The organism is Kluyvera sp. STS39-E, from assembly GCF_040932435.1.
In the GTDB taxonomy this organism is placed as follows: Bacteria; Pseudomonadota; Gammaproteobacteria; order Enterobacterales; family Enterobacteriaceae; genus Kluyvera.
The window spans coordinates 673,066-697,960 of the sequence record NZ_JBFQGA010000001.1 but is presented as its reverse complement, the minus strand read 5'-3'; the positions used below and the strand labels follow the sequence as shown (position 1 = coordinate 697,960).

The 24,895-nt window shown below is 53.0% G+C and carries 25 protein-coding genes and 4 tRNA genes; 12 read left to right on the top strand and 17 right to left on the bottom strand.

Going from position 1 to position 24,895, the window contains the following annotated elements:
• The first annotated feature begins 51 nt into the window (after positions 1-51).
• The 3 genes from AB4K05_RS03355 (at position 52) to AB4K05_RS03345 (ending at position 1,747) form a co-directional block, all read left to right on the top strand.
• Entirely contained in the window at positions 52-573 is a 522-nt protein-coding gene (locus AB4K05_RS03355) for a rhodanese family protein (RefSeq protein ID WP_368478589.1), read from the top strand.
• A 66-nt stretch (positions 574-639) separates the two neighbouring features.
• Positions 640-819 carry a hypothetical protein gene (locus tag AB4K05_RS03350; protein WP_368478643.1) on the top strand — a complete coding sequence of 60 codons (180 nt, stop codon included), beginning with the start codon at positions 640-642 and terminating at the stop codon, positions 817-819.
• Positions 820-1,297: 478 nt separating this feature from the next.
• Positions 1,298-1,747, top strand: coding sequence for an L-alanine exporter AlaE (locus AB4K05_RS03345; protein ID WP_368478588.1), 450 nt, complete (start codon positions 1,298-1,300; stop codon positions 1,745-1,747).
• Positions 1,748-1,807: 60 nt separating this feature from the next.
• Here AB4K05_RS03345 and AB4K05_RS03340 read toward each other — a convergent pair whose 3' ends face one another.
• Entirely contained in the window at positions 1,808-2,152 is a 345-nt protein-coding gene (locus AB4K05_RS03340) for a DUF2002 family protein (protein ID WP_368478587.1), read from the bottom strand.
• 150 nt (positions 2,153-2,302) lie between these two features.
• Between AB4K05_RS03340 and AB4K05_RS03335 the strand changes: the two genes are divergently transcribed.
• Complete coding sequence (locus AB4K05_RS03335; protein ID WP_368478586.1) at positions 2,303-2,629, top strand: DUF883 family protein; 327 nt, start codon at positions 2,303-2,305, stop codon at positions 2,627-2,629.
• Positions 2,630-2,696: 67 nt separating this feature from the next.
• On the opposite strand, the gene AB4K05_RS03330 is transcribed toward AB4K05_RS03335, so the two are convergent.
• Entirely contained in the window at positions 2,697-4,046 is a 1,350-nt protein-coding gene (locus AB4K05_RS03330) for a PLP-dependent aminotransferase family protein (protein ID WP_368478585.1), read from the bottom strand.
• An 86-nt stretch (positions 4,047-4,132) separates the two neighbouring features.
• On the opposite strand from AB4K05_RS03330, the gene AB4K05_RS03325 reads away from it, so the two are divergent.
• From AB4K05_RS03325 to emrB, 8 genes are all read left to right on the top strand, one after another.
• Positions 4,133-4,564, top strand: coding sequence for a carboxymuconolactone decarboxylase family protein (locus AB4K05_RS03325; RefSeq protein ID WP_368478584.1), 432 nt, complete (start codon positions 4,133-4,135; stop codon positions 4,562-4,564).
• Between the two features lie 410 nt (positions 4,565-4,974).
• Positions 4,975-6,177 (top strand): glycine betaine/L-proline ABC transporter ATP-binding protein ProV, encoded by a 1,203-nt coding sequence (gene proV, locus AB4K05_RS03320; protein ID WP_368478583.1) that lies wholly within the window; start codon positions 4,975-4,977, stop codon positions 6,175-6,177.
• A complete protein-coding gene (proW, locus tag AB4K05_RS03315) occupies positions 6,170-7,225 on the top strand; it encodes a glycine betaine/L-proline ABC transporter permease ProW (protein WP_368478582.1) in 1,056 nt (351 codons plus the stop codon). Before proV ends, proW begins: the two co-directional genes overlap by 8 nt.
• A gap of 64 nt (positions 7,226-7,289) precedes the next feature.
• Positions 7,290-8,285, top strand: a complete 996-nt coding sequence (proX, locus tag AB4K05_RS03310; protein ID WP_368478581.1) for a glycine betaine/L-proline ABC transporter substrate-binding protein ProX — start codon at positions 7,290-7,292, stop codon at positions 8,283-8,285.
• A 170-nt stretch (positions 8,286-8,455) separates the two neighbouring features.
• Positions 8,456-9,637, top strand: coding sequence for an MFS transporter (locus AB4K05_RS03305; protein ID WP_368478580.1), 1,182 nt, complete (start codon positions 8,456-8,458; stop codon positions 9,635-9,637).
• A 107-nt stretch (positions 9,638-9,744) separates the two neighbouring features.
• A complete protein-coding gene (gene mprA / locus AB4K05_RS03300) occupies positions 9,745-10,275 on the top strand; it encodes a transcriptional repressor MprA (RefSeq protein ID WP_368478579.1) in 531 nt (176 codons plus the stop codon).
• Between the two features lie 112 nt (positions 10,276-10,387).
• Positions 10,388-11,560 carry a multidrug efflux MFS transporter periplasmic adaptor subunit EmrA gene (gene emrA / locus AB4K05_RS03295; RefSeq protein ID WP_368478578.1) on the top strand — a complete coding sequence of 391 codons (1,173 nt, stop codon included), beginning with the start codon at positions 10,388-10,390 and terminating at the stop codon, positions 11,558-11,560.
• A gap of 16 nt (positions 11,561-11,576) precedes the next feature.
• On the top strand, positions 11,577-13,115 hold the full coding sequence (gene emrB / locus AB4K05_RS03290) for a multidrug efflux MFS transporter permease subunit EmrB (RefSeq protein ID WP_368478577.1): 1,539 nt from the start codon (positions 11,577-11,579) through the stop codon (positions 13,113-13,115).
• Between the two features lie 424 nt (positions 13,116-13,539).
• Here emrB and luxS read toward each other — a convergent pair whose 3' ends face one another.
• The 15 genes from luxS to AB4K05_RS03215 all read right to left on the bottom strand — a co-directional run bounded on the left by luxS (position 13,540) and on the right by AB4K05_RS03215 (position 24,893).
• Positions 13,540-14,055, bottom strand: coding sequence for an S-ribosylhomocysteine lyase (gene luxS / locus AB4K05_RS03285; RefSeq protein ID WP_368478576.1), 516 nt, complete (start codon positions 14,053-14,055; stop codon positions 13,540-13,542).
• Positions 14,056-14,304: 249 nt separating this feature from the next.
• A complete protein-coding gene (gene gshA, locus AB4K05_RS03280) occupies positions 14,305-15,849 on the bottom strand; it encodes a glutamate--cysteine ligase (protein WP_368478575.1) in 1,545 nt (514 codons plus the stop codon).
• Positions 15,850-15,930: 81 nt separating this feature from the next.
• Complete coding sequence (locus AB4K05_RS03275) at positions 15,931-16,359, bottom strand: YqaA family protein (RefSeq protein ID WP_368478574.1); 429 nt, start codon at positions 16,357-16,359, stop codon at positions 15,931-15,933.
• Positions 16,356-16,922: a fructose-1-phosphate/6-phosphogluconate phosphatase gene (gene yqaB / locus AB4K05_RS03270; protein ID WP_368478642.1), complete on the bottom strand. Its 567-nt coding sequence runs from the start codon at positions 16,920-16,922 to the stop codon at positions 16,356-16,358. Before yqaB ends, AB4K05_RS03275 begins: the two co-directional genes overlap by 4 nt.
• Before the next feature lie 121 nt (positions 16,923-17,043).
• Positions 17,044-17,358 carry a BON domain-containing protein gene (locus tag AB4K05_RS03265; protein WP_368478573.1) on the bottom strand — a complete coding sequence of 105 codons (315 nt, stop codon included), beginning with the start codon at positions 17,356-17,358 and terminating at the stop codon, positions 17,044-17,046.
• A gap of 270 nt (positions 17,359-17,628) precedes the next feature.
• Positions 17,629-17,705: transfer RNA gene (locus AB4K05_RS03260), tRNA-Arg, on the bottom strand.
• Between the two features lie 60 nt (positions 17,706-17,765).
• Positions 17,766-17,842: transfer RNA gene (locus AB4K05_RS03255), tRNA-Arg, on the bottom strand.
• Between the two features lie 62 nt (positions 17,843-17,904).
• Positions 17,905-17,981: transfer RNA gene (locus AB4K05_RS03250), tRNA-Arg, on the bottom strand.
• A 3-nt stretch (positions 17,982-17,984) separates the two neighbouring features.
• Positions 17,985-18,077 (bottom strand) — tRNA-Ser (locus AB4K05_RS03245).
• A gap of 328 nt (positions 18,078-18,405) precedes the next feature.
• The gene (gene csrA / locus AB4K05_RS03240; RefSeq protein WP_000906486.1) at positions 18,406-18,591 is read right to left on the bottom strand and encodes a carbon storage regulator CsrA; all 186 of its coding nucleotides are present in this window, start codon (positions 18,589-18,591) and stop codon (positions 18,406-18,408) included.
• A 241-nt stretch (positions 18,592-18,832) separates the two neighbouring features.
• Positions 18,833-21,460: an alanine--tRNA ligase gene (gene alaS, locus AB4K05_RS03235; protein WP_368478572.1), complete on the bottom strand. Its 2,628-nt coding sequence runs from the start codon at positions 21,458-21,460 to the stop codon at positions 18,833-18,835.
• Positions 21,461-21,671: 211 nt separating this feature from the next.
• Positions 21,672-22,172 carry a recombination regulator RecX gene (gene recX, locus AB4K05_RS03230; protein WP_368478571.1) on the bottom strand — a complete coding sequence of 167 codons (501 nt, stop codon included), beginning with the start codon at positions 22,170-22,172 and terminating at the stop codon, positions 21,672-21,674.
• Between the two features lie 75 nt (positions 22,173-22,247).
• Positions 22,248-23,306, bottom strand: coding sequence for a recombinase RecA (gene recA / locus AB4K05_RS03225; protein ID WP_368478570.1), 1,059 nt, complete (start codon positions 23,304-23,306; stop codon positions 22,248-22,250).
• 80 nt (positions 23,307-23,386) lie between these two features.
• Positions 23,387-23,884, bottom strand: a complete 498-nt coding sequence (gene pncC, locus AB4K05_RS03220; RefSeq protein WP_368478569.1) for a nicotinamide-nucleotide amidase — start codon at positions 23,882-23,884, stop codon at positions 23,387-23,389.
• A gap of 130 nt (positions 23,885-24,014) precedes the next feature.
• Positions 24,015-24,893 carry a metal ABC transporter substrate-binding protein gene (locus AB4K05_RS03215; RefSeq protein ID WP_368478568.1) on the bottom strand — a complete coding sequence of 293 codons (879 nt, stop codon included), beginning with the start codon at positions 24,891-24,893 and terminating at the stop codon, positions 24,015-24,017.
• Between the last annotated feature and the right edge of the window lie 2 nt (positions 24,894-24,895).

Genomic DNA, 24,895 nt, shown 5'->3' with positions numbered 1-24,895 from the left:
AAAGTAGGCAGTCGCCACCATAAAAAACCGACTGCCCTTGAGAGAAACCTAATGACCGCAGAAAACATCTCGCCTGCCACGGCGCTTGTGCTGATTGAGCAGGGCGCCCGCCTTATCGATATTCGCGATGCCGATGAATACGCACGCGAGCACATCCCCGCTGCCCAGTTGTACCCACTCGCTTCACTGGAACAAGGGACAACATTGCAAACAACCGCCAACGATGTGGTGATTTTTCACTGCCAGTCAGGCAACCGAACGCGCAATAATTTATCCCGGCTGATTACCGCTGCAGCGCCCGCGCAGGTGAAAATTGTCGAAGGCGGAATAGACGCTTGGCGGCAGGCGGGTCTTGCAACGGTGGAGGACAAATCGCAGCCCTTACCTCTAATGCGCCAGGTACAGATTGCTGCAGGCGTGCTAATTTTACTGGGCGTCGTTCTCGGTTACGGCATCTCAAGTGCTTTCTTCTTGTTAAGCGCATTTGTAGGTGCAGGATTAACCTTTGCTGGCGTGACCGGTTTTTGCGGTATGGCGCGGCTGCTTGCCGTGATGCCATGGAACCGGCGCTAATGACTTCTCGCGTAGGCCATCGCTGACGCGTGTATTAATGACAGTGAATAACAAAGGAGCACCGTGATGTTTACACCTGGCGATCTCGTTCAATCCAAAATGGGCGGACCAAAATTAAAGGTTATTGAAGCGCACGAAGAGAGCATTGTGGCCGTGCAAGCCAGCGATGAAAGCGGCAAGCAGTACACCTTAAAGAACAGCGACGTTGCACCGTATAAAGAAGAGGGTGATTTCGGCGTCTGCTGATTTTTCCAGCGGTGGGCGCAGCTCACCGCAAAATTCCGTTCCTTCTGGTCCTCATAGTGAATGATTACCCAGAAATAACGCATAATTTCAAATGAAACAAATCAGAATTAAATTCCAATAAACTGGCAAAATCTCGGACAAAAAAGCCAAACGTGATTCAAATCACAACAAAAACACCACCCTCCCCGTTCAGTAGAAATCCTCACGCCCTCGCCTCTTTTTTCGCAGTTAATAGATGACAAGCAACCATATGATTTATATATGAAAAAACAACAGCAAAAACAAAAATAGCGCCACACCAAACAACCATTCACAAACAGAGCATTTTATCGACGAAAACGCATTAAATAAAAATTAATCGCTAGTTGTTTGTTTTATTGCAGTTGGATAACCTATACCCGTCAAATAAAGCAAACCAAAACGCCAAAAAACACGTTTTATCTCTGAATTAACCGTTCATTTTTCGAGGAGCATACCGATGTTCTCTGCGCAGTCACGCCTGCGTCATGCGGCAGCAGACACTTTTGCCATGGTGGTCTACTGTTCCGTCGTGAACATGATGATTGAAATTTTTCTCTCAGGAATGACCTTTGAACAGTCACTTTCATCGCGCCTAGTTGCCATCCCGGTCAACATTATTATTGCTTGGCCATACGGAATGTATCGCGACTTTATTATGCGACAAGCGGCGCGGATTACCCCGGCGGGTTGGATGAAGAGAGTGGCAGACCCGATTGCGTACATTACCTTCCAGTCGCCGGTGTACGTGCTGATTTTGCTGAGCGTCGGTGCTGACTGGCACCAAATCGCGGCAGCAGTCAGTTCTAACGCCGTCATCTCACTGGTGATGGGCGCAGCTTATGGTTACTTCCTCGATTTTTGTCGTCGCCTGTTCCGTGTCGAACAGTATGCGCAGGCGAAAGCCTGACAGCGGTGAGATTTACCCTAGGTTAACGAATATAAAAGACTGGCTAAGCCAGTCTTTTATTTATGCGCTCTCGCCAAATAGTCCATCTAAAAAGCGCTCTAGCGCCATGCGTGAACTAAAGCCATGCGGAATACCGTAATGCTGTTCAACCATGCCACCCAAGTACAGCGGAAACTGCTCGTAGTGATCGCAAGCTTTAATATCGGAAGCCGGCTCGGAAAATTTTAAACTGCGCTCTTTTAGCACCGGATGAATGATTAGCGCCGTGCGCCCCATTCTCGCTTCCCGGTTAACGTACACATAATCTTCGCCACGGCGATAGCCGTAAGCTTTTGTTGTTACCGCATCCATGGTAAAGCCCGCTTTTTCAAGAACGCGCGCCACCTCATCAGGTCGTAAATACATATTTTATCCTCGTCATCTTTTACTGCATCGCCACCTTACCGTAATCAGTATTCGCCTAGCTTTCAGATAATTCCAGAAACAAGCTAATTCACGGCAATTTATGCCGGATGCCCTACACTTAAGGTTCAATCAAATTTCGGGGAGACCGTAATGATAAAGCCATTTAACCGCAATGATGCAGATGAAGAGGCGCAGGATATTCATAATGATGTCAGCCAATTAGCTGACAGTCTCGAAGGTATTCTCAAGAGCTGGGCTAGCGATAATAAAGATGAAGTCGAGGAGGCGCGCCGCAAAGCAAAATCATTGCTAAGCGAGACCCGCGCAAGGATTCATGGACGCAGCCGCCTACAGCAAAGCGTCCGTGATGTTGCCGACACGGCAGATAGCTATATTCACGATAAACCGTGGCAAAGTGTGAGCGCTGCCGCGGCGGTGGGGATATTTGTTGGCATATTATTGGGCTGTCGCCGATAATATAACCACAATGATGTCGATAATAAAAACGCGTCTGCCCCGGATTATCCCTGATAATCCGGGGCTTTTATTTAATAGCCGCTTTTAACGCTGCAACCTGCTGCTGGGCTATTTTTTCCGAAGCGATATTGGTAAAGCTCATAATAAGGCCAGCATGACCGCAATGGGTGATACGCCAGTCGTTCACCGCTTGTACTGCCAGCCCGGCGCGGCGTGCCTGCTGCGCCATCGCCCGATCGTCACCATCAACGGCCACCAGCAGTTGTATCCCGCCTAGCTGCTCCACCACCTGAAAGCCCTGCGCCACCAGCGCTTGCTCAAGCCAGCGCCGACGCTGCGCATAGTGCACGCGCATTTGCTTCAGGTGCCGCCAGAAATGCCCTTCGCGGATAAAATCCGCCAGCGTCTGCTGCCACAGCAACGGCACGGGGCAGGCCAGACGCTGCGCCTGATGACGAAATGCCGCCACCAGCGGCAAAGGCACCACCAGCCAGGCCGTGCGCAGCGCTGGAAATAACGATTTACTGAACGTGCCGGCATAAATCACCCGCTGTGGCGCATCCAAACTTTTCAACGGCGGCAGCGGTTTGCCGAGGTAACGAAATTCGCTGTCATAGTCATCTTCGATGACCCAAGCCTGATGATGAGTCGCCCAGTCCAGAAGCTGGCGACGCCGAGGAAGCGACAGCGCAACGCCGGTCGGGCTTTGATGCGCAGGGGTCAACAAGGCAAAGCGGGCATCGGGCGCATGCTGCATCGCCCACTCAACGTCCATGCCGTCGGTGTCAACCGGCACCGGAAAGAGCGTTACGCCCTCTTGTTCCACCACCGGGCGAATCAGCGGGAAACCGGGGTCCTCGACCCACATCGTTTCACCTCGTCCCCCCAGCGATTGCATAATCAGGCTCATCGACGCGGCATAGCCCGAGGTAATAAACACCTGTTCGGCCTCGCACTCAATGCTCCGCGACAGGCGAAGATACTCCACCAGCGCTTGGCGCAGCGCCATTTCACCACGCACATCGCCAAGAGCGAGATCCAAACGCGTCTGCGTACGTAGCCGGCGACCCATGACCCGCGCCCATAGGCCTCGAGGAAAGAGATCCAGCGCGGGAAGCCCCAGTTGAAACGGCTGCGGCTGTGACTGCTCACCACCAAAACCCAGCGGTTCGGTACTCACTGGCTGTAGCGTTAAGTGATCGCTTACATACGTCCCAGCCTGCCCTCGTCGCTCAAGCCAACCCTGAGCGACCAGCTCACCGTAGGCATTTTCCACTGTGACCCTCGAAACCCCGAGCTCCTGCGCATAGACCCGGCTGGAAGGCAGACGTCTTCCTGAGGTCAATTCCCCTTGCTCAATTGCGGCCTTAAGCTGCCGGGCTATTTGCTGGTATCGCGGTACGCTTCTCACCTTCATGGTCTTATTTTTTACTCTCAATATGGCTATCTTTTTAAGACCATTATAGTGCTATTTTTGTCGCATCTTGAACGAGGAGTGACACCATGATTGCATTACGCCAACCCTATAGTGAACTGAGCCCAACTGTCTATGCAGGGCTGGTTCAGGCCAGCATCGCGCTGGAGAAAAGTTCGCTGGAGCGCACGCTGTTAGAACTGCTGTATCTACGCGTTTCGCAGATTAATGGCTGCGCATTCTGTCTTGAAATGCACAGCAAGGCGCTGCGCAAATCCGGCGTTGAGCAAACCAAGCTTGATGCGCTGGCCGGTTGGCGAGTGAGCAATCACTTCAGCGATGCAGAGCGTGCCGCGCTGAGCTGGGCAGAAGACCTGACCCACATAGCCGAAACGCATGCTGAAGACCACGTTTATCAGCCGCTGCTGGCACATTTCAGCGCCGAGCAGATCAGCGATATGACCTTTGCCATCAGCCTAATGAATGCCTTTAACCGTCTGGCCGTCGGCATGAGAATGTAAGCCACCAACGCCCGCAAATAATCACCATTTGCGGGCGCATTTTTTAATACCCTTCCCCCGTTATTTCCGAAAAATGGCAACCCTGTTTTTTATCGGGATATTTCTTTAGAATCCACCATCATCATACAAATATCTGACAAACGATTTAGCTGAATTTCCAAGCAATATTCATAGAAATACTTAGCTCTCAGCAAAATTTCATATGTAAATTTATAAAAAAATTATCCGCCCGCAATTCGCCGTCAGCCCTTATATCATGGGAAATTCCACCATCACCTCCATGTCCAATATTTCAGATGAAAACGGATTGAGGGTTGTCACATCGTCTCAGTATGCTAGGGTATATGCAGGTCATTATTTTCATCAGGTAGCATATCGACATAAACTAAAAACGGGAAATTTCATATTGCATGGCAGTTAAATTAGAAATTAAGAATTTATATAAAATATTTGGCGAGAATCCACAGCGAGCATTTAAATATATCGAGAAGGGTTTAAATAAAGAACAAATTCTCGATAAAACAGGGTTATCACTTGGCGTAAAAGACGCCAGTCTGGCCATTGAAGAAGGCGAGATATTTGTCATCATGGGGTTATCCGGCTCAGGCAAATCCACCATGGTACGCCTTCTCAATCGTCTGATTGAACCCACTCGCGGTCAGGTTCTCATTGACGGTGTTGATATTGCTAAAATATCCGACGCCGAACTTCGCGATGTTCGCCGCAAAAAGATTGCGATGGTCTTCCAGTCGTTCGCGCTAATGCCACATATGAGCGTACTGGATAATACCGCCTTTGGTATGGACCTCGCCGGCGTGCCCGCGCAGGAACGTCAGGCCAAGGCGCTGGATGCGTTGCGCCAGGTCGGCCTTGAGAATTATGCCCACGCCTACCCGGATGAACTCTCCGGCGGGATGCGTCAGCGCGTCGGCCTTGCCCGTGCTCTGGCCATTAACCCGGATATTCTATTAATGGATGAAGCCTTCTCGGCGCTCGACCCATTAATTCGTACCGAGATGCAAGATGAGCTTGTCAAATTACAGGCTAAACATCAGCGCACCGTCGTATTTATTTCCCACGATCTCGATGAAGCCATGCGAATCGGCGACAGAATTGCCATTATGCAAAATGGCGAAGTGGTGCAGGTAGGTACGCCAGATGAAATACTGAATAACCCAGCTAATGATTATGTTCGGACCTTCTTCCGCGGCGTAGATATTAGTCAGGTATTTAGTGCCAAAGATATTGCTCGTCGTAATCCCGATGCGCTGATCCGAAAAGCGCCAGGATTTGGCCCTCGCTCGGCATTAAAATTATTACAGGATGATGATCGTGAATACGGTTATGTCATCGAACGCGGTAATAAATTTGTCGGCATCGTTTCCATTGATTCACTCAAAGACGCGCTGAAGGCGAATCAGGGAATCGAGGCTGCGCTCATTAGTGAGCCGGTGGCCGTTGATGCACAAACCCCACTCAGCGAATTGCTCTCTCAGGTGGGCCACGCCCCCTGCGCCGTACCGGTTGTTGGAGAAGAACAGCAGTACGTCGGCGTTATTTCAAAAAGAATGCTGTTACAGGCATTAGATCGCGAGGGGGTAAACAATGACTGATCAAGCAAATCCGTGGGATACCACACCGGCCGCAGACAGTGCGGCAAACTCCGCCGACGCATGGGGTTCATCTGCGCCTGCCAGCAGCAGCGCCGATTGGCTGCACAGCGCGCCCGCGCCGCAGGCGGAACACTTCAATATTATGGATCCGTTTCATAAGACGCTGATCCCGCTCGATGGTTGGGTCACAAACGGGATCGACTGGGTGGTTACCCACTTCCGACCGCTATTCCAAGGGATCCGCGTTCCCATCGACTACATCCTCAGCGCATTCCAGCAGCTGTTGCTTGGAATGCCAGCCCCGGTAGCCATTTTGATATTTGCCCTGATCGCTTGGCAAATTTCCGGCTTAGGCATGGGTGTGGCCACCCTGATTTCATTGATTGCTATCGGTGCTATTGGTGCGTGGTCGCAGGCGATGGTAACCCTCGCGCTGGTGCTCACCGCATTGTTATTCTGCGTGCTCATTGGTCTGCCGCTTGGCATCTGGCTGGCTCGCAGTCCGCGAGCGGCGAAGATTATTCGCCCTCTGCTTGATGCCATGCAGACGACGCCAGCGTTCGTGTACTTGGTGCCTATCGTCATGCTGTTCGGTATCGGTAACGTTCCAGGCGTGGTAGTAACCATCATCTTTGCCCTGCCGCCGATTGTACGTCTGACCATTCTGGGGATTAACCAAGTTCCAGCTGACCTGATTGAGGCTTCGCGCTCCTTCGGCGCCAGTCCGCGTCAGATGCTGTTTAAAGTGCAGCTGCCGCTAGCGATGCCAACCATTATGGCAGGCGTCAACCAGACGCTGATGCTGGCGCTGTCGATGGTCGTTATCGCCTCGATGATTGCCGTCGGTGGTCTCGGTCAGATGGTACTGCGCGGTATTGGCCGTCTGGATATGGGGCTTGCCACCGTAGGCGGCGTGGGAATTGTAATCCTCGCTATCATTCTTGACCGCTTAACGCAGGCCGTTGGTCGCGACTCACGCAGCCGTGGCAACCGCCGCTGGTACCACACCGGCCCTCTGGGTCTGGTTCTTCGCCCCTTCACTAAGTAACCATCGTATTGGCCCGACGCGCTCGGGCCAATGCTCCGCAACAATCACTATTAAAGGAACAACGATGCGACACTCATTTGTCTATGCTACTGCTTTCGCCACTCTGGTCTCCACCGGCGCTTTCGCCGCCGACCTGCCGGGGAAAGGCATTACCGTCCAACCGATACAGAGCACCCTTTCAGAAGAGACCTTCCAGACGCTGTTGGTCAGTCGTGCGCTGGAAAAACTGGGCTATACCGTCGATAAGCCGAACGAAGTTGATTACAACGTTGCCTATACCTCACTGGCTGCCGGTGACGCCACCTTCACCGCCGTGAACTGGATCCCGCTGCATGATGATATGTATGAAGCCGCGGGTGGGGATAAGAAATTCTACCGTGAAGGGACGCTGGTTAACGGCGCGGCTCAGGGCTACCTGATTGACAAAAAAACCGCCGATCAGTACCACATCACCAATATCGCACAGCTTAAAGATCCGAAGATTGCCAAATTGTTCGACACCAACGGCGACGGTAAAGCCGACCTGACCGGCTGTAACCCAGGTTGGGGCTGCGAGGCGGTGGTTAATCACCAGTTGAACGCCTTCGATCTGACCAAAACCGTCGAGCACAATCAGGGGAACTATGCAGCGATGATGGCCGATACCATCACCCGCTTTAAAGAAGGTAAACCGGTTATTTACTACACTTGGACGCCTTACTGGGTGAGCGACGTTCTGAAGCCTGGGAAAGATGTCGTCTGGCTACAGGTGCCGTTCTCTTCCCTGCCGGGCGTACAGAAAAATATCGATACCAAACTGTCTAACGGCGCGAACTACGGCTTCCCGGTCAGCACCATGCACATCGTAGCCAACAAAGCTTGGGCTGAGAAAAACCCGGCAGCGGCCAAGCTGTTTGCCATCATGAAGCTGCCGCTGAGCGACATCAACGCGCAGAATGCGATGATGCATGACGGTAAAGCGTCTGAAGCAGACGTGCAGGGTCAGGTTGATGGCTGGGTGAAAGCGCACCAGCAGGTCTTTGATGGCTGGGTGAAAGAAGCGCTGGCAGCGCAGAAGTAACCCCTGCCGGATGACGGCGTTGCCTTATCCGGCCTACAAAATATCGTAGGCCGGATAAGCGCAGCGCCATCAGGCATTGTGCAGAAAGCACATTCCGCTACGCGACATTTCCCCGCCCCTCCCCGCCTTTCGTTATTATTGCTACATCTTCCCTTTATTATTTCTACATCATGACTAAACCTGCTCACGGGCTTAGCCCAGCGTTAATCGCCTTAATGTCCGTCGCCACCGGCCTTGCCGTCGCCAGTAACTACTACGCGCAGCCGCTGCTGGAAACCATCGCCCGCAGTTTCTCGCTAAGCGCAAGCCAAGCCGGGTTTATTGTCACCGCCGCTCAGCTTGGCTATGCGGTCGGCCTGCTATTTTTGGTGCCACTCGGCGATATGTTTGAACGTCGTCGGCTTATCGTCACCATGACGCTGCTTGCCGCCGGGGGAATGCTCATCACCGCCAGCAGCAGTTCGCTAGCGATGATGATCCTCGGCACTGCGCTCACCGGCCTGTTCTCCGTGGTCGCCCAACTGTTGGTGCCGCTCGCCGCCACGCTCGCTTCGCCGGAAAAACGCGGCAAAGTGGTTGGCACGGTGATGAGCGGTCTGCTACTTGGAATTTTGCTGGCGCGCACCGTTGCCGGGCTGCTGGCAACCCTCGGCGGCTGGCGTACCGTGTTCTGGGTCGCCAGCGTGCTGATGGTGTTGCTGGCTTTTGCGTTATGGCGCGGTCTGCCAAAACTCAAGCAGGAAAATCATCTCAACTATGTTCAGTTGCTTGGGTCTATCTTCCACCTTTTCGCTCGTGAAAAACTTTTGCGCACTCGCGCGCTGCTCGGCTGTCTGACCTTCGCCAACTTCAGCATTCTGTGGACGTCGATGGCATTCTTACTCTCCGGCGCGCCGTTTCATTATTCCGAAGCCACCATCGGCCTGTTTGGTCTAGTGGGCGCTGCCGGTGCGCTCGGTGCACGTCCGGTCGGTGGGCTTGCAGACAAGGGCAAAGCGCACCTGACAACCACTTGGTCCCTGCTGTTGCTGCTGATGTCGTGGGGGGCAATCTGGTACGGTCACACATCGGCCTTGGCGCTTATTATCGGCATTCTAGTGCTCGACCTGATGGTCCAAGGCGTGCATATCACCAACCAAACGGTTATCTACCGCGTCCAGCCCGATGCCCGTAACCGCCTGACAGCCGGCTATATGACCAGTTACTTTATCGGCGGCGCCGCTGGTTCACTGATGTCGGCTTCGGCATGGCAGCACGCCGGATGGACCGGCGTTTGCGTGGTTGGCGCGCTGATGTCGGTAGCCAATCTGTTGGTGTGGTGGCGGGGTTACCATCGTCAGGACGCGGAGTAAACCGCTAAGTGCCATAAATCATCTGGATGAATTACGTCAATTAATTCATTTACTTTATTTGTCACTCTCGTTACTATATCGGCTGTAACTAATGAGGTAATGCCCAGATGGATAGTTCGTTTACGCCCATTGAACAAATGCTGAAATTTCGCGCCAGCCGCTGCGAAGAGTTTCCTTTCCAAGAAATTCTTCTGACCCGTCTTTGCATGCACATGCAAGGGAAGCTGCTGGATAATCGCAATAAAATGCTGAAAGCTCAGGGGATTAACGAGACGTTGTTTATGGCGCTAATCACGCTGGAGTCTCAAGAAGATCATAGCATTCAGCCTTCAGAACTCAGCTGCGCGCTGGGCTCATCGCGCACCAATGCCACCCGCATTGCCGATGAACTGGAAAAGCGTGGCTGGATCGAACGTCGTGAAAGTGACAATGACCGCCGCTGTCTGCACCTGCAGCTCACCGACAAAGGTCGCGAGTTCCTGAATGAAGTTCTGCCCCCGCAGCATAACTGCCTGCATCAGCTTTGGTCGTCATTAAGCCATGCTGAGAAAGACCAGCTCGAACATATCACCCGCAAACTTCTTACCCGTCTTGATCAGATGGAAGAGGATGGTGTCGTGCTTGACGCCTTGCGTTGATACCACCGCGATAAAAAAGAAAACAAAAGGCCAGCAGATAATCCCTGCTGGCCTTTTACGGTAAAACAGGTCGGCTTAAACCGATATAAATAATAAGAATGTGGAGAATCACATGAGCGCAAATGCGGAGACTCAAGCCCCGCAGCAACCCGTCAACAAGAAAGGTAAGCGTAAAAGCATCCTCATCTTGCTGACCTTGCTCTTTGTTATTATTGGCATCATCTATGGCAGTTACTGGTTTTTAGTGTTGCGTCATTACGAGGAAACCGATGACGCATACGTGGCTGGTAATCAGGTTCAAATCATGTCGCAGGTATCCGGCAGCGTCACCAAAGTTTGGGCCGATAACACCGACTACATCAAACAGGGCGACGTGCTGGTGACCCTTGACCAGACCGACGCCCAACAGGCCTTTGAAAAAGCACAGACCACGCTGGCATCAAGCGTTCGTCAGATGCGTCAGCTGATGATCAACAACAAGCAGCTACAGGCCAACATCGAGATCCGCAAAACGACCCTGTCACAGGCGCAAACCGACCTTAACCGTCGTATTCCGCTGGGCAGCGCTAACCTGATCGGTCGCGAAGAACTGCAGCACTCAAGAGATGCAGTGACCAGCGCACAGGCAGCCCTGAACGTGGCGGTTCAGCAGTACAACGCAAACCAGGCGATGATCCTCGGGACCACCCTCGAAGAGCAGCCAACCGTTCGCCAGGCAGCTACCGATGTGCGTAACGCGTGGCTTGCGCTGGAACGAACCAAAATCGTCAGCCCGATGAGCGGCTACGTTTCCCGTCGTTCCGTACAGCCAGGCGCGCAGATTAGCCCAACCACACCGCTGATGGCCGTCGTGCCGGCTAGCAACCTGTGGGTCGATGCTAACTTTAAAGAGACCCAGCTTGCGCACATGCGTATTGGCCAGCCGGTGACCGTCGTCAGCGATATTTACGGCGATGACGTCAAGTACACCGGTAAAGTGGTCGGTCTGGATATGGGTACCGGTAGCGCCTTCTCGCTGCTGCCAGCGCAGAACGCCACCGGTAACTGGATCAAAGTCGTTCAGCGCCTGCCGGTGCGTATTGAGCTGGATGCCGACCAACTGGCAAAACACCCGCTGCGTATTGGCTTGTCTACACTGGTTAAAGTAGACACCTCCAACCGCGAAGGGCAGATGCTGGCCAACCAGATCCGTACCAGCCCTGTTTACGAAAGCAACGCACGTGAAATCAGCCTCGAGCCGGTGAATAAGCTGATTAACAATATCGTTCAGGCCAACGCCAACTAATGCTGGGGTGCGTTTAATGCAACCGCAAAAACCGCTAGAAGGCGCGCAACTGGTCATTATGACCATCGCGCTGTCCCTTGCGACATTCATGCAGGTGCTGGACTCCACCATCGCCAACGTGGCTATCCCCACGATTGCCGGGAACCTTGGCTCTTCATTGAGCCAAGGGACATGGGTTATAACCTCGTTCGGGGTGGCAAACGCCATCTCGATCCCGATTACCGGCTGGCTGGCGAAACGCGTCGGTGAAGTGAAGCTGTTCCTGTGGTCAACCGTCGCCTTTGTCATTGCATCATGGGCCTGTGGGATGTCCACCAGCCTTAACATGCTGATCTTCTTCCGCGTCATCCAAGGGATCGTCGCCGGGCCGCTCATTCCGCTCTCGCAGAGTTTGTTGCTCAGTAACTACCCGCCGGCTAAACGTTCTATCGCGTTGGCGCTGTGGTCGATGACGGTGATCGTCGCGCCGATTTGCGGGCCGATTCTTGGCGGCTTTATCAGCGATAACTATCACTGGGGCTGGATCTTCTTTATCAACGTGCCGATTGGCGCATTGGTGGTTCTGCTCAGCATCCAGAGTCTGCGTGGACGAGAAACGCGAACCGAACAGCGGCGTATTGACGGCATCGGTCTGGCGCTGCTGATACTGGGCATCGGTAGCCTGCAGGTCATGCTCGACCAGGGTAAAGAACTCGACTGGTTTAACTCCACCGAGATTATTGTCCTGACCGTGGTGGCAGTGGTATCGCTAAGCTTCCTGATAGTCTGGGAGTTAACCGACGATAACCCGATAGTCGACCTGTCGTTGTTTAAGTCGCGAAACTTCACCATCGGCTGCTTGTGTATCAGCCTTGCCTACATGCTCTACTTCGGCGCGATAGTGCTGTTGCCGCAGCTATTGCAGGAGGTATACGGCTATACCGCAACCTGGGCAGGTCTGGCGTCAGCGCCGGTGGGGATTATTCCCGTCATTCTGTCGCCAATTATCGGTCGCTTTGCCCATAAGCTGGATATGCGTCGTCTGGTCACCTTCAGCTTTATTATGTATGCCGTGTGCTTCTACTGGCGCGCCTACACCTTCGAGCCGGGAATGGACTTCGGGGCTTCAGCGTGGCCGCAGTTTATCCAGGGCTTTGCCGTGGCGTGCTTCTTCATGCCGTTGACCACCATTACGCTTTCCGGGCTACCGCCTGAGCGTCTGGCGGCCGCATCGAGCTTGTCGAACTTTACCCGTACGCTGGCAGGTTCTATCGGGACGTCGATTACCACGACCCTGTGGACTAACCGTGAAGCGCTGCACCATGCGCAGCTCACAGAATCCGTTTCACCGTTCAACCCTAACGCCCAGCAGATGTACGATCAGCTACAGGCAATGGGAATGAGCCCACAGCAGGCTTCTGGCTGGATAGCCCAGCAGATAACCAGTCAGGGGTTGATTATCTCAGCCAACGAAATCTTCTGGGTTTCGGCGGGGATCTTCTTGCTGCTGCTGGGACTGGTGTGGTTCGCCAGACCGCCGTTTGGCGCAGGCGGCGGGGGCGGAGGCGCTCACTAACAAAAAAGCCGGCTCAAGCGAGCTGGCTTTTTTTTGATCAGAATACCGCGCCGGACCGCCTGATGGCGCTACGCTTATCAGGCCTACATATCCGCACCATCCGTAGGCAGGATAAGGCAACGCCGCCATCCGGCAATGTGCACAATGGAGCCTGATGACGCTACGCTTATCAGGCCTACATATCCGCACCATCCGTAGGCAGGATAAGGCAACGCCGCCATCCGGCAATGTGCACAATGGAGCCTGATGACGCTGCGCTTATCAGGCCTACATATCCGCACCATACGTAGGCCGGATAAGGCAACGCCGCCATCCGGCAATGTGCGCAATGGAGCCTGATGACGCTGCGCTTATCAGGCCTACCGATCGGGCAATAAAAAACCCGGAGCATTCCGGGTTTTATCTGCTTACTGAATGCACAAAACTAGATGTGCAGTTCCTGCAATGTCTCTTTTGGCAATGCCAGTTCGTCATTGCTGTTGATGCGCACATCGCGCTCAATAATATGACGGGCAATATCCTGCGCTTCGCTGAGCGAGTGCATCTGGTAAGTGCCGCACTGGTAGACGTTCAGTTCTGGGATCTGGTTTTGATCCTGCACCTTCAGCACATCAGCCATCGCCGCTTTCCACGCATCTGCCACGCGCTGTTCATCCGGCGTGCCAATCAGGCTCATGTAGAAGCCGGTACGGCAACCCATCGGCGAGATGTCGATAATTTCAACGCCGTTACCGTTCAGATGGTCACGCATAAAGCCCGCGAACAGGTGCTCCAGAGTATGGATACCTTTTTCCGGCATCACTTCCTGGTTCGGTATGCAAAAACGCAGGTCAAAAACCGTGATCGCATCGCCGTGCGGAGTGTTCATTTTCTTCGCCACGCGAACGGCTGGGGCTTCCATACGGGTATGATCGACTGTGAAGCTATCTAACAACGGCATTTCGTAACCTCCGATATCACCTTCATGCTCCCGGGCGCTGCATTTTTTCTACTCATTAACGCATTGAATAGAATCACTTTTATGCACTACGTCGCGTTCTGCTTCAGGATAATGTGATTATTTTAAAAATAAACTGAACTCTTTGCTCCAATGCGCGTCTGAGTATATGAAAGACGCGCATTTGTTATCATCATCCCTGATTCAGAGATGTATATTTTGGCCACAGTGATGTGGCCTTTTTCTTTTGGATCAAGCGTGTCGTGCCAGCAGCGCTTCAAATGACTCACTATCTGCTTCTTCAATCTGACGCTGACGTTCTCTCGACGCATCGCGTTCCTTCGCGAAATCCTCTTCGCTCAGCACCTCTAACGGCTCTTCACGCAGCATATTGCGATACTGTTCCGCCAGCGCTTTGCCGGTTCCGCCAATTCCACTATCAAGCATAGAACGCAGAATCCGAGCGGAGAAGGTTAAATCTGGATTATCAAAACAGGCAACCAGTTCATCACAGACTTTTTGGTATTCAGTGCCGCCGTTTATGCCGTCCAGCGTCTGTGCAACGCGTTTAAGATCATGGAACAGATCTTTACCGACTTTGGTCAGCGGGAACTGGGCAGTTTCACAGCCAATACCTAACGTCAGGCCAGGCTTACGCCCTTCTAGAATCACGCGATTCCAGTTGGTGCGCGTACACAGCAGTTCGTCGCTGCTCATTTCCGGCGCATCGGCCAGCACGCACCAAACCATAAACAGGTCTAGGAAGCGAATCTGCTGCTCATCAACGCCGACCGGTGAGAACGGATTGATGTCGAGCGAACGGACTTCGATGTACTCGATACCGCCGCGCAGCAGCGCATCAGATGGCGTTTCACCGTCGCGGGTGACGCGTTTCGGACGAATCGGTGCATACAACTCGTTTTCAATCTGCAAAATGTTGCTGTTGATCTGCAGATGCTTGCCGTCTTTCACAACGCCAATGCGCGCATACTCTTCTGATGGCGTTTTGATCGCCCGTTTTAATCCTGCCACATACTCGTGCAGATCGTTAAACGTAATTCCGAGATTGCTTTGCGACTTATTGGTATAACCGAGGTCGCTCAGGCGCAGAGAGGTTGCGTAAGGCAGGTAGTACATGCCGCAATCCGTTTTTTCAAACGGTAGCGTCGTCGGTTTGCCCTGCAGGAACGAAGAACAGATAGCCGGAGAAGCACCGAACAGATACGGGATCACCCAGCCAAAGCGATAGTAGTTACGAATCAGGCGGAAATAGCCCGCTGAAATCGCTTCTTTATCGTGTACGCCACACTTCGCCTGCCAGAATGCCATCGGCAGCGAGAAATTGTAGTGAACGCCAGAAATGGTCTGCATCAGCGCACCGTAACGGTTCTTTAAACCTTCACGGTACAGCGTTTTTAAGCGGCCTACGTTAGAGGTGCCGTACTGCGCCAGCTCGATATCCTGACCCGGAGCGATATAGCACGGCATACTCAGCGGCCACATACGCTCATCGCCAAGCTGACGAGCGGTGTAGCGATGCACATCGCGCAGCAGCGTCAGCATGTGGTCGATATCGCCATCTACCGGCGTAATAAATTCCAACAGCGCTTCAGCGAAGTCTGTAGTTATCCATTTATGTGTCAGCGTGGAGCCCAGCGCCTCCGGGTGACCGGTGGTTGCCAGTGAACCATCTGCATTAACACGAAGAGTTTCACGCTCAAGACCACGCTGGATCCCTTTAAGAGCTTCAGGATGTTGTTCCAGCCAGGACAGCGCCTGTGATACGTCCGGGATCAAATTGACCTCCCGCCTGTCGAATTTATTTTATTAAGCATAATTGTCATCGTGGAGATGGGGACTAATCCACCAACCATCCAATTAGTGCCACCACGTCATGCCCTGGAGCGTCAGCGCCGCTACAACGACGTAGCGTAACGCTTTACCAAGGCATAAAAAAAAGAGTACCGGTCCCCAGGAAATACGCATCCAGCCAGCCAACAGGCACAGCAAATCGCCAATGACTGGCATCCAGCTTAACAGTAGCGTAGCCGCACCATAACGACGTAGCCAGCCGACTGCCTTTTCCTGCCAACGCGATGTTTTGCGTAATGGGAAAAAACGACCAAGAATAACGTTAGTTGCCCCACCAAGGCTATTACCCATTGTTGCTATTGCTACTAAAAGCCAAGGTTTACTGGCCCCGGAAACGAGCAAGGCAACCAATACAGCTTCAGAGTTTCCTGGCAGCAGCGTCGCACTGAGGAAGCTGCTTGCAAACAGCGACCCCAGCGCCAGAAGTTCATTCACAGCAGGCGTACGTCAACGGCATCCATTCCCGCCGCTGCGGCAGCCTGAAGGCCAAAATCGGCATCTTCAAATACCACACAGCGTTCCGGTGCCACGCCGATTAATTTGGCGCACAGTAAAAAAGTGTCCGGCGCAGGCTTATGCTGTTGTACGTGATCAGCTGCAACAACGGCCGCAAAATAGTGACGAAGCCCCAGATGGGCAAGCAGAGCCTCAGCCACAGCGCTTTCACTGCCCGTGCCGACAGCCATAGGACGACGACCGTGCCACTCCTTCACGACCTCAACCAGCGGCAGCGGCGTCACTGAATCCAGCAGCATCGCTTTTACGGCATCGGTTTTTTCACGTGCGAGGAAATGGGGATCTAAGTCGGCTTGGTGGCTTTCAATGATCGCTTGGGCGATGCGCCAAGTTGGAGAGCCGTTCAGCGCAACCATCGCCTGCTCGTCGAACTGCATACCGTATCGACCCAGCACTTCCCGCCATGCCTTACGATGCGTCGGTTCGGTATCAAGGATGGTGCCATCCATATCAAAAATCAATCCAGCGTAGCGCTCGTACATCGTCTTCTCACCCATCGGATAATATGCAGTTACTTTATCGCAAAAGGGTCGCATTGTCGCTGACAGCCGCAGAGACGACAAAGGCGCCGTCGGGCGCCTTTGTCTGTGTAACTTTCGAGAATTATTTAATTTTCATGTCGTTTTCAACAACCCGCACGCCCTGAACCTGACGAGTTACTTCTACCGCACGCTTCGCATCGGCAGATGAGGAAACAAAACCACTCAGCTGAACGCGGCCTTTAAAGGTCTGTACGTTTATTTCGCTAGATTTAATCTGTTTGTCGCTAAACAGCGCGGTCTTCACCTTGGTAGTCACCACCGTATCGTCGATGTAGCCACCGGTACTTTCCTTGGTTGACGAACCCGCACAGCCAGACAGCGAGATAGCGACCAAAAGCGCTGCACAAGAAGCAGCCGTTGCTTTGAACCATTTCATGGATTTCTCTCCTTGCTCTCAAAACACCACAATAAGGGCATATACAGAGATAAATTATAGAGGAAAGAATGAGTTGCCAATGAGAAAAGTGCGAATAAAACGCGGGAGTATTAAAGAGGGATAACGCAAGGGAAGAAGATGGTGCATCCAGGAGGATGATTCGTCTTCGACTCACCCTACGGGCCGTTGCTACGCAACGTTATCCTCCTTGGTGCTCGCGGTTATCGCGTAGACCATGAAACAACATTAGGATTGTTATCTCGGAGAAGATGGTGCATCCAGGAGGATTCGAACCTCCGACCGCTCGGTTCGTAGCCGAGTACTCTATCCAGCTGAGCTATGGATGCATCAGAATTACTGCTTTACTGCTGATACTCTATACCGCTAATGCCGTATAAAATAAAAGATGGTGCATCCAGGAGGATTCGAACCTCCGACCGCTCGGTTCGTAGCCGAGTACTCTATCCAGCTGAGCTATGGATGCATCAGGATTACTGCTTTACTGCCGATTCAATGTCGCTCAACATGCCGCAACACTGATAAAGATGGTGCATCCAGGAGGATTCGAACCTCCGACCGCTCGGTTCGTAGCCGAGTACTCTATCCAGCTGAGCTATGGATGCAAATGGCGGTGAGGCGGGGATTCGAACCCCGGATGCAGCTTTTGACCGCATACTCCCTTAGCAGGGGAGCGCCTTCAGCCTCTCGGCCACCTCACCAACACGCCTCTTGCGAGTGCTTCGAAGAACTTGTTTCTGCTCATCGTCGCTGCGTGGCGCACATATTACTTTCTGGGACTTATAAGTCAAACAATTTTCCGCAGATTTTTATCGATTGCACATTTCACACGCAATAAGGCGTTAAAAAAGGCAAAATGGGCGTTTTATCAACAGATAAATTGCGATTAACGCCGTAAAACGGCATGAAGAAAAAGTCGCGTAGCATGACATTATCGTGACGGAAATGACGAATTGAGGGAAAAAAGCGACGGACGAAAGCGGAAAATGCGAGGAGTGGCGTCTCACCCCCTGGGTGAGACGCGAGAACTTAGTAACTGGACTGCTGGGATTTCTCAGCCTGGATACGCTGGTAGATCTCTTCACGGTGAACGGAGACCTCTTTCGGGGCATTTACGCCGATGCGTACTTGGTTACCCTTCACCCCTAAAACTGTCACAGTGACCTCATCTCCGATCATGAGGGTTTCACCAACTCGGCGAGTCAGAATCAGCATTCTTTGCTCCTTGAAAGATTAAATGAGTCGGGTCTCTTCGTATCCCGGCATTCTCCATCATATAACGCCAAAAGGTCAGCGATGACAAACACCTTATGTGTAAGCAGTCACGGCATCACATTCTGTTAAATGTAAGTCTAGCCGATTTACATGACTTCAACCTGACTTTATCGTTATCAGTACCGCATATGCAAGGTGCCGTAACGTTATATGCTACGGCACCCACACGCGGTTATCGTTATTACAATTTAGCGCTAACCCAGCCTTTCACGCTGGCCAGTGCAGCAGGGAGAGCAGACGCATCGGTACCGCCAGCTTGCGCCATATCCGGACGACCGCCCCCTTTACCGCCCACCTGCTGGGCGACCATACCAATCAGTTCCCCTGCTTTCACACGGTCGGTCACATCCTTAGACACGCCAGCAATCAGAGAAACCTTACCTTCTTCAACTGTCGCCAGCACGATAATTGCGGACCCCAGTTGATTCTTCAGATCGTCGACCATGGTACGCAGCATTTTCGGCTCAACGCCCGCCAACTCGCTTACCAGAAGGTTAACGCCGTTAATCTGCTCCGCTTTGCTGGACAGATTTGCGCTTTCCTGTGCTGCCGCCTGCTCTTTCAGCTGCTGCAGCTCTTTTTCCAGCTGACGGGTACGCTCAATCACGCTACGCACTTTTTCGGTAACGTTGTGGCTGTCGCCCTTCAGTAACTGAGCGATATCGCCTAAGCGGTCGCTTTGTGCATGCACAGTTGCCACCGCGCCTTCACCGGTTACCGCTTCAATACGACGAACACCAGCCGCCGTACCTGATTCGGAAACAATGCGGAACAGGCCGATATCACCGGTACGTGAAGCGTGAGTACCGCCACACAGTTCGGTAGAGAAATCACCCATGCTCAGTACGCGCACGTGGTCATCATATTTCTCGCCGAACAGCGCCATTGCGCCCTTCGCTTTCGCCGCTTCAAGATCCATGATGTTGGTTTCGATTGGCAGGTTACGACGGATCTGAGCATTGACCAGATCTTCAACCGCACGAATCTCTTCCGGCTTCATGGCTTCTGTATGAGAGAAGTCAAAGCGAAGGATCTTATCGTTTACCAGCGAGCCTTTCTGCGCCACATGAGTGCCCAGAACCTGGCGCAGCGCTGCATGCATCAGGTGGGTCGCAGAGTGGTTCAGACGGATACGTGCGCGACGTGCGTCGTCAACGTCAGCCTGTACCGCATCGCCCACTTTCAACGCACCGCTAGACAGCTTGCCAAGATGGCCGATAGCCTGACCGTATTTCTGGGTGTCGTTAACCGCAAAGCTTGCGCCCGCGCTTTTCAGCTCGCCCTTATCACCCACCTGACCGCCGGATTCTGCATAGAATGGCGTCTGGTCGAGAATAACCACTGCTTCCTGACCGGCAGCGATAGACTCTACGGCTTTACCATCAACGAACAGCGCGGTCACTTTACCGTTCAGTTCCAGATGGTCGTAACCTTTAAATTCGGAAGCACCGTCAACGCGGATCATCGCGTTGTAGTCAGCGCCAAAACCACTGGATTCACGCGCACGACGGCGCTGTTCTTCCATCGCGGCTTCAAAGCCAGCTTCGTCAACCTTGATGTTACGCTCACGGCAAACGTCTGCCGTCAGGTCAACCGGGAAGCCGTAGGTGTCATACAGACGGAAAGCGGTTTCACCGTCCAGCGTATCGCCAGTCAGTTTGGACAGCTCTTCATCGAGCAGCGCCAAACCACGTTCTAAAGTACGAGCAAACTGCTCTTCTTCGGTTTTCAGCACCTGCTCAACCTGAGCCTGCTGACGCTTGAGCTCTTCACCCGCAGTGCCCATAACTTCAACCAGTGGGCCAACCAGCTTGTAGAAGAAGGTATCTTTCGCGCCCAGCATGTTGCCATGGCGGATTGCGCGACGAATGATGCGGCGCAGCACGTAGCCACGGCTTTCGTTTGATGGCATCACGCCATCGGCAATCAGGAACGCACAGGAACGAATATGGTCCGCGATAACGCGCAGCGATTTGTTACCCAGATCGGTCGCGCCAGTCACTTTCGCAACCGCGTCAATCAGCTTACGGAACAGATCGATTTCATAGTTTGAGTTCACATGCTGCAGTACAGCCGTAATACGCTCGAGACCCATACCGGTGTCGACGGACGGCTTCGGCAGCGGTTCCATCGTGCCGTCAGCCTGACGGTTAAACTGCATGAAGACGATGTTCCAGATCTCAATGTAGCGATCGCCATCCTCTTCTGCAGTTCCTGGAGGGCCGCCCCAGATGTGGTCGCCGTGATCGTAGAAAATCTCGGTGCATGGACCACATGGACCCGTGTCACCCATCTGCCAGAAGTTATCGGAAGCGAACGGCGCGCCCTTATTATCGCCAATGCGGATAATACGTTCGCGCGGGATGCCGACTTCTTTTTCCCAGATTTCGTATGCTTCGTCATCGGTTTCATACACAGTGACCCACAGACGCTCTTTCGGCAGGGCAAACCAATTTTCACCGGTCAGCAGTTCCCACGCGTATTGGATTGCGTCGTGTTTAAAATAGTCACCGAAGCTGAAGTTACCCAGCATTTCGAAGAAGGTGTGGTGGCGTGCGGTATAACCGACGTTTTCCAGATCGTTGTGTTTACCACCAGCACGTACGCAGCGCTGCGCGGTAGTCGCGCGCGAATAATTACGTTTGTCGAGGCCGAGGAACACGTCCTTGAACTGGTTCATCCCGGCATTGGTAAACAGCAAAGTAGGGTCGTTATTCGGCACCAGGGAGCTGCTATCGACTACCTGATGGCCTTTACTATGGAAAAAGTCGAGAAACGCCTGACGGATCTCAGCGGTGCTCTTGCTCATAATTATCCTGAAATCAAGCTACACGTCATCTTTCAAACTGCCTCTGCGTTGGCTGCGAGTGACTCGCTTGCCGCCTTGATGCGGCTTGAATGACTTTGTGTATTTAAGGGATATTCGTCTAGGCGCGGGTAGCTGCAAAAAACTCGCGCCTGACGGAAAAAGTGGGAATAAGATAAGTTTTCTTTAGTGGGAAGTAAAATCCCCAGTGCGGTCAATCAGCAAAATTTCGCCATATTTCCTGGATATCTTCCATCAGATAGCCGCGATAGAGTAAAAAGCGTTGGATTTTGACCTTTTCAGCAAAAGTGGTTGGCAGCGGTTCACCGTATTTGCGTATTGCCTGATCGCGCGCCAGCTGCATCCAGTCAATTTCACATTCACGCATCGCCTGTTCGATGGCTTCGCGAGCAATTCCCTTCTGCCCCAGCTCTTGGCGAATACGCGCAGGACCATATCCCTTACGGCTGCGCCCGGACATAAACTGCTGCACAAAACGGCCATCATCAAGGTAGCGATTTTCGAAACACCAGGCGACAACCCTTTCGACGTCTTCCGGCGGCGCGTCAATCGGTTCAGGGCCATTTTTCCTCATTACCGGCGCAGTGAGCTTGCGCCGCAGCTCCTGCTCACTATGGTCGCGCATCGCCAGAATACGAATAGCGCGATCCAATAAGCGAGCGTAGGCGGAACGGCGCGGTGAGTTTTCAGTCATCGTTTTTCAGCCTTGTGATAAATGCAAAAAGGGCTGCATAGCAGCCCTTCGTTTTTATTCTGAATACTGAGGTTATCAGAAGTCTTCTTTGGTTTCTTCAACGCTGTTGTTATCAACGACGAAGTCCGGCGTAGAGTCTTGATTATTGAGCAGCAGTTCACGCACTTTCTTCTCAATTTCTTTCGCCGCAGCCGGGTTCTCTTTCAGCCAAGCGATAGAGTTCGCCTTACCTTGGCCAATTTTGTCACCGTTATAGCTGTACCATGCGCCCGCTTTTTCGATCAGCTTCTCTTTCACGCCGAGGTCTACCAGTTCGCCGTAGAAGTTGATGCCCTCACCGTAGAGGATCTGGAATTCAGCCTGTTTGAACGGTGCCGCAATTTTGTTCTTCACGACCTTCACGCGGGTTTCGCTACCGACAACGTTATCGCCCTCTTTCACCGCACCGATACGACGGATATCCAGACGAACAGAGGCGTAGAATTTCAGCGCGTTACCACCGGTAGTAGTTTCTGGGTTACCGAACATCACGCCAATTTTCATACGGATCTGGTTGATGAAGATCAGCAGAGTATTGGACTGCTTCAGGTTACCGGCCAGCTTACGCATTGCCTGGCTCATCATACGCGCCGCAAGGCCCATGTGAGAGTCACCGATTTCGCCTTCGATTTCTGCTTTTGGCGTCAGCGCCGCTACGGAGTCGACGACGATAACGTCTACCGCACCTGAACGCGCCAGCGCGTCACAGATTTCCAGCGCCTGTTCACCGGTGTCCGGCTGAGAACACAGCAGGTTGTCGATATCGACGCCCAGCTTACGAGCATAAACCGGATCAAGTGCGTGTTCAGCATCGATAAACGCACAGGTTTTGCCTTCACGCTGCGCCGCAGCAATAACCTGCAGCGTCAGGGTAGTTTTACCGGAGGATTCTGGCCCGTAGATTTCGACGATACGGCCCATTGGCAGACCGCCCGCGCCCAGCGCGACATCCAGTGACAGTGAACCGGTGGAGATGGTTTCCACATCCATGGAGCGGTCTTCACCCAGACGCATGATGGAGCCTTTACCGAATTGCTTTTCGATCTGGCCCAGCGCTGCCGCCAACGCTTTCTGTTTGTTTTCGTCGATAGCCATTATTACTCCTGTCATACCGGGTGTTACCGGATAGTGAATTCTGTTCTGTTGAGGCAATTATACTGTATGGTCATACAGTATCAAGTGTTTTGTAGAAATTGTTGCCAGAGAAGATTTAGCGCATAAGCCGTCGCCTGTCGGCGCACCGATTCACGGTCGCCAGAGAAGCATTCACACTGCGTCACGCCCTGCCCGTTCGCGCTAGCCACGCCAAACCATACGGTGCCCACCGGCTTTTCCGCACTGCCACCATCCGGCCCGGCAATACCGCTAACCGATACCGCGTAGTCGGCACGAGCCGCGCGCAGCGCGCCAATCGCCATCTCAACCACCACCGGTTCGCTGACCGCGCCGTGCTGTAAAAGCGTCACTTCTCGCACGCCAATCATCTGCGATTTGGCTTCATTGCTGTAGGTGACAAAGCCACGTTCAAACCATGCCGAGCTGCCCGCAACGTCTGTGATAACTTTTGCTATCCAGCCGCCGGTACAGGACTCTGCGGTGGTCATAGTCGCCCCACGCGCCTTCAGCGCTTGGCCAACCTGTTCGGAGAGCTGCATTAATTCTGAATCTGTCATTTTCGCTCCGCTTTTAGCCAGATAAAGAGGCCAACAAAGATAACACTTTCAGCACAGATGTGGGGGCGGGATAATGATTTTACGAGGGATATTCCAGAAATGATTCGCCCCGGAAAACCGGGGCGGGATTTTAACGCATGCTGGCGGCAATCAGCTCCACATTATGCCGCAGCATCTTCACATAGGTGTCCGCCACACCGCCCGGTTTTGATAGCGCTTCCGGGTACAGCTCCCCACCCGGCTGTGAGCCGGTTGCGGTGGCAATCTGTTTTACCAAGCGTGGATCGAGCTGATTTTCCATAAACCAGGTGTTCACGCCATCCGCTTTAATCTGCGAGATCAATGCGGCAACCTGCGCTGCGCTGGCTTCACTCTCTGAGGACAAGCCCTGCGGTGCCAAGAAGGTCACACCGTAGGCTCGTGAGAAGTAGCCAAAGGCATCGTGACTGGTCAGCACTTTACGTTTTGACACGGCAATGCCGTCAAACTGGTCTTTCGCCCACGAATCAAGATCCTGAAGTTGTCCGATATAGCGCTTGCCTGAAGCCTTCAGTGCGGCGCTATCCTCAGGATCGGCTTTGACCAAACCATTGAGAATATTTTGCGCGTACAGCGCACCGTTTGCCGCGCTGTTCCAGGCGTGCGGATCGGTGACCGTTTTGCCATCTTCATCAAGCGTATGCGTTTTCACCCCGGCGGAAGCCACAACCAATTCACCTTTAAAGCCTGAGGCTTTCACCAGTCTGTCGAGCCAGCCTTCCAGCCCCAGTCCGTTCACCACCACCACGTCGGCCTTGCTAAGCAATGCACTATCCTTAGGCGATGGCTCAAAAGTGTGCGGGTCACCATCAGGTCCCACAAGGGTATCGACATGCACATGCTCACCGCCCACCTGTTGGACCATATCGCCCAGCACCGAAAAGCTGCTGACAACGTTGAGCGTTTTTGCCATCAATCCTTGCGATGCCAGCCCTAACGCCAGCGCCAGAAAAATTCCACTACGTTTCATCT